General features: G+C 60.5%; 5 protein-coding genes. All 5 read left to right on the top strand.

Translation table 11 applies throughout. The features are described from left to right. Window positions 1-131 precede the first annotated feature (131 nt). Genes QMX91_RS29340 through QMX91_RS29320 form a run of 5 tightly spaced genes read left to right on the top strand, consistent with a single transcriptional unit; the run spans window position 132 to window position 4,241 of the window. Window positions 132-938 (top strand): alkaline phosphatase family protein, encoded by an 807-nt coding sequence (locus QMX91_RS29340; RefSeq protein WP_282413792.1) that lies wholly within the window; start codon window positions 132-134, stop codon window positions 936-938. Between the two features lie 5 nt (window positions 939-943). Then, window positions 944-1,780: an ABC transporter permease subunit gene (locus QMX91_RS29335; protein WP_163005303.1), complete on the top strand. Its 837-nt coding sequence runs from the start codon at window positions 944-946 to the stop codon at window positions 1,778-1,780. Next, complete coding sequence (locus tag QMX91_RS29330; RefSeq protein ID WP_007965346.1) at window positions 1,767-2,567, top strand: ABC transporter permease; 801 nt, start codon at window positions 1,767-1,769, stop codon at window positions 2,565-2,567. Before QMX91_RS29335 ends, QMX91_RS29330 begins: the two co-directional genes overlap by 14 nt. Further along, window positions 2,564-3,553: an ABC transporter ATP-binding protein gene (locus QMX91_RS29325; protein ID WP_222015623.1), complete on the top strand. Its 990-nt coding sequence runs from the start codon at window positions 2,564-2,566 to the stop codon at window positions 3,551-3,553. Before QMX91_RS29330 ends, QMX91_RS29325 begins: the two co-directional genes overlap by 4 nt. Before the next feature lie 34 nt (window positions 3,554-3,587). Then, window positions 3,588-4,241: an HAD family hydrolase gene (locus QMX91_RS29320; RefSeq protein ID WP_097087541.1), complete on the top strand. Its 654-nt coding sequence runs from the start codon at window positions 3,588-3,590 to the stop codon at window positions 4,239-4,241. Window positions 4,242-4,341 lie beyond the last annotated feature (100 nt).

Below are 4,341 nucleotides of genomic sequence, written 5' to 3'. Positions count from 1 at the left end.
GGCTTGCTCGCGAATGCGGTGGATCAGTCAAGCATCTATTGACTGACACTCCGCCTTCGCGAGCAAGCCCGCTCCCACAGGGGATCCAGATTGAATCTGAAATGTCCTGTTTTCGCGGAGTTTTTGCCCCTATGAAGCACAACGTCATCCTTGTCGTGCTCGACGGTCTCAATTACGAGGTCGCGCGGCACGCCATGGGGCATCTGCAGGCTTACGTTGGCGCAGGACGCGCCGCGCTCTATCAGTTGGAGTGCGAGTTGCCGGCCCTGTCCCGACCGCTTTACGAATGCATCCTTACCGGCGTGCCGCCGATCGACAGCGGCATCGTCCACAACAACGTTGCGCGCCTGTCCAACCAGCGCAGCATCTATCACTACGCCCGCGACGCCGGCCTGAAAACCGCCGCAGCGGCCTATCACTGGGTCAGCGAGCTGTACAACCGCTCACCGTTCCTAGCGACCCGCGACCGTCATACCGACGATCCAGCGTTACCGATCCAGCACGGGCATTTCTACTGGAACGATCACTACCCGGATTCGCACCTGTTCGCCGACGCGGAACACCTGCGCCTGCGCCATGCGCCGAACTTCCTGCTGATCCACCCGATGAACATCGACGACGCCGGCCACAAGCACGGCCTCGATTCCGCGCAATACCGCAACAGCGCGCGCTCGGCGGACATCATCCTCGCCGACTACCTGCAAGGCTGGCTCGACGCGGATTATCAGGTGCTGGTGACTGCCGATCACGGCATGAACAACGACCGCTCGCACAACGGCCTGCTGCCGGAAGAACGTCAGGTGCCGCTGTTCGTCCTCGGCAACGCCTTCAGCCTCAACGCTGACGCCGCGCCGAAGCAGACCGAGATCTGCGGCACCGTCTGCGAACTGCTCGGCGTCCCTCACGACAAACCTGTGTGCCGGGAGCTGCTCAAGTGAATGCCATGACTCGCGGCAAATGGCTGGCGGCCCTGTGTCTGGTGCCGTTCGCGCTGTTCTTTATCGTGTTCGAAATCGCCCCGCTGGTCTGGGTGATGATCAACAGCCTGCAATCGGAAGAGTTCGGCTGGGGCTTCGCCAACTTCAGCAAGATCTTCAGCTCGAAGTTCTATTTGCAGGCGATTCAGTACAGCCTGGAGATCAGTTTCTGGTCGAGCGTATTCGGCATCATCATCGCCGTGCTCGGTGCGTATTCGTTGCGCCGGGTCGACTCGAAACTGCGCAACTTCGTGAATGCCTTCGCCAACATGACCAGCAACTTCGCGGGGGTGCCGCTGGCGTTCGCGTTCATCATCCTGCTCGGTTTCAACGGCAGCATCACGATCATGCTCAAGCAGGCCGGGATCATTCAGGACTTCAACCTGTACTCGAAAACTGGTCTGATCATCCTCTACACCTACTTCCAGATTCCCCTCGGCGTGCTGCTGCTGTACCCGGCGTTCGACGCCTTGCGTGAAGACTGGCGCGAATCCGCCGCGCTGCTCGGCGCCAACGGCTGGCAGTTCTGGCGCCACATCGGCCTGCCGGTGTTGACCCCGGCCCTGCTCGGCACCTTCGTGATCCTGCTGGCCAACGCCCTCGGCGCCTACGCCACGGTGTACGCCTTGACCACCGGCAACTTCAACGTGCTGCCGATCCGCATCGCGGCAATGGTTTCCGGGGATATTTCCCTCGATCCGAATCTCGCCAGTGCCCTGGCCGTGGTGCTGGTGGCGTTGATGACCATCGTCACCGTTGTGCATCAACTGCTGTTGAAGAGGAGCTACCATGTCTCGCGCTGAATCCGGCCCGGCCGGCGTCTACCACCGCGTCGTGGTTTATCTGCTGTTCGCGATTCTGCTGCTGCCGCTGGTGGGCACGCTGATCTACTCGATTGCCAGCAGTTGGTCGGCGACCATCCTGCCCAGCGGTTTCACCTTCAAGTGGTACCTCCAGTTGTGGAGCGATCCGCGCTTCCTGCACGCCTTCGGCCAGTCGCTGCTGGTGTGCGTCGGTGCGCTGGTGCTGTCAGTGGTGCTGATCCTGCCGCTGCTGTTCGTGGTGCATTACCACTTCCCGAAACTCGATGCGCTGATGAACATCCTGATCCTGCTGCCCTTCGCGGTGCCGCCGGTGGTGTCGTCGGTGGGTCTGTTGCAACTGTACGGTTCCGGGCCGCTGGCGATGGTCGGCACACCGTGGATTCTGATCGGTTGCTACTTCACCGTGGCGCTACCGTTCATGTACCGGGCGATCACCAACAACCTGCAGGCGATCAACCTGCGCGACCTGATGGACGCCGCGCAACTGCTCGGCGCCAGCACCTTTCAGGCGGCATTTCTGGTGGTGCTGCCAAACCTGCGCAAGGGCCTGATGGTCGCGTTGCTGCTGTCGTTCTCGTTCCTGTTCGGTGAGTTCGTGTTCGCCAACATCCTCGTCGGCACGCGCTACGAAACCCTGCAGGTGTACCTGAACAACATGCGCAACAGCAGCGGCCACTTCACCAGTGCGCTGGTGATCTCGTACTTCTTTTTCGTGCTGGTCCTGACCTGGATCGCCAACATCTTGAACAAGGACAAAAGCGAATGAGCTATGTCAGCGTCCAACACCTGCAGAAAAACTACGCGGGCACGACCGTGTTCAGCGACATCAACTGCGAAATCAACAAGGGCGAATTCGTCACCCTCCTCGGCCCGTCGGGTTGCGGCAAGTCCACCCTGCTGCGCTGCATTGCCGGCCTGACGCCGGTGGATGGCGGCAAGATCCTGCTTGATGGCGTCGACATCGTGCCGCTGAGCCCGCAGAAACGCGGGATCGGCATGGTGTTCCAGAGCTACGCGCTGTTCCCCAACATGACCGTCGAACAAAACGTTGCCTTCGGCCTGCGCATGCAGAAGGTCAATGCCGACGACAGCCACAAGCGTGTCGCCGAGGTGCTGAAACTGGTTGAGCTCAACGACTTCGCCAGTCGTTATCCGCATCAGCTCTCCGGCGGCCAGTGTCAACGCGTTGCCCTCGCCCGCTCGCTGGTGACCCGTCCACGCCTGTTACTGCTGGATGAACCGCTGTCGGCGCTGGATGCGCGTATCCGCAAACACCTGCGTGAACAGATCCGGCAGATCCAGCGCGAACTCGGCCTGACCACGATTTTCGTCACCCACGATCAGGAAGAAGCGCTGACCATGTCCGACCGGATTTTCCTGATGAACCAAGGGAAGATCGTGCAGAGCGGCGATGCCGAAACCCTCTACACCGCACCAGTGGACATATTCGCCGCAGGCTTCATCGGCAACTACAACCTGCTCGACGCCGAGAGCGCCTCGAAACTGCTGCAACGGCCGATCAACCACCGCATCGCGATTCGCCCGGAAGCCATCGAACTGAGCCTCAATGGCGAACTCGATGCACAGATCCGCAGCCACAGCCTGCTCGGTAACGTGATCCGCTATCGAGTCGAGGCGCGTGGCGTGGAACTGGTGGTGGACGTGCTCAACCGCTCGGCGGCGGATCTACATCCCGACGGTCAGCGTCTGGCGCTTTCCATCGATCCGACGGCCCTGTGTGAGGTAGCCTGATGACTTTGCTGACGTTGAAGAGAGAACTGCACTGATGGCCCTGGCAATTTTTGATCTGGACGAAACCCTGATCCATGGCGACTGCGCCACCCTCTGGAGCGAGCAGATGGGGCGCCTGGGCTGGGTCGATCCCGAGTCGTTCATGCGCAAGAACAACGAGCTGATGGACGCCTACAGCCATGGCAAATTGCGCATGGAAGAGTACATGGAATTCAGCCTCGAACCGATGATCGGGCGCACCCCGGAAGAGGTCGAACACCTGGTCGGCCCATGGGTGGAAGACTTCATCGAACCGATCATCTTCAGCGACGCGACCAAAACCATCGCCGCCCACCGCAAGGCCGGCGACCGGATTCTGGTGATCTCGGCTTCCGGCACGCACCTGGTCAAACCGATCGCCGAGCGCCTGGGCATCGACGAAATTCTCGGCATCGAACTGGACGTTGCGCACGGCGTTTACACTGGCCAGACCGTCGGCACGTTGACCTACCGCGAAGGCAAGATCACTCGCCTGCTGGAATGGCTGGACGCCGAGGAAGAGAATCTGGAAGGCGCGAGTTTCTACTCCGACTCACGCAACGATTTGCCATTACTGCTGAAGGTGGACTTCCCGCATGTGGTGAATCCGGATCCGGCGCTGCTGGAGCATGCCGAAAAATCCGGCTGGCCGATCCATCTCTGGAAGTAAACATAGATCCAACTGTGGGAGCGGGCTTGCTCGCGAAGGCGGAGTGTCAGTCGATAAATTCGTGTCTGATTCACCGCTTTCGCGAGCAAGCCCACTCCCA

The organism is Pseudomonas sp. PS01299, assembly GCF_029960145.1.
GTDB lineage: Bacteria > Pseudomonadota > Gammaproteobacteria > Pseudomonadales > Pseudomonadaceae > Aquipseudomonas > Aquipseudomonas putida_A.
This window is presented reverse-complemented; position numbering and strand designations above follow the sequence as displayed.